1 protein-coding gene is annotated in these 689 nt (G+C 68.2%); it reads right to left on the bottom strand.

Annotated features, from left to right (window positions below; genetic code table 11):
• Window positions 1-586, bottom strand: a 586-nt coding sequence (locus F6Q13_RS18955) for an NAD(P)/FAD-dependent oxidoreductase (protein WP_293059804.1), incomplete at its 3' end; no start/stop codon positions are given.
• Between the last annotated feature and the right edge of the window lie 103 nt (window positions 587-689).

The raw sequence follows: 689 nt of genomic DNA, 5'->3' as shown, positions 1-689 counted from the left end.
AGATCGATCTTGAATGCCGCAGGCCCGAAACGAAAACGGCGGTACGCCCGCCGGACTCGCGGCGGAAGGGCGTCGCCGAGGATGTCTGCGACCGCGCAAGCACGGTTGCCGGCAGCATTACCGCCGGGCTGAAACGGGCCAGTCGCAGTGGATGCTGCGGCATGTGGACGACCGGGCGAAGAAGATCGGCGACAAGCTCGTCGAAACCTTGAGCCAGCGGGGCGAAAACCCTGCGCCATCGTGGACCGTCAACTCCGAGCAGACACTCGGTCTCCTCCATCGAGCGCACCAGCACGCCGGCACGCCCGCCGTCGACGGGGTGGGCGACATCGACCGCGGGCCATCCCCACTCGAGGCTGTGCAATTCGAGGTCGAGGCTGCGGAAGAACGGCGATGCCAGCGCGATCGGCACGACCGCAGCGCAGTCGTCGTGGAGCAGTCCCGGCAGCGTGTTTTCGCTGCTGCGCGTGCCTCCGCCGATAGTGTCGGCGGCTTCCAGGACGGTCACTTCGACACCCTGCCGGGCTAAAGTCACCGCGGCCGCGAGCCCATTCGGACCCGCCCCCACCACGATCGCGGTGGTCACCGACCGCGCCAATCCGCCGGTCCGGTTCGACGCGCCGCGGCACCCGGCGTATTCTCGCCAGCGTTGGACATCGCCGAGTTTCTTGCCCGATCTTCGCGACGCG

This window comes from Mycobacterium sp., assembly GCF_008709575.1.
In the GTDB taxonomy this organism is placed as follows: Bacteria; Actinomycetota; Actinomycetes; order Mycobacteriales; family Mycobacteriaceae; genus Mycobacterium.
Note: the sequence above shows the minus strand (reverse complement) of the source record. Positions and strands in the feature narration are given on the sequence as shown.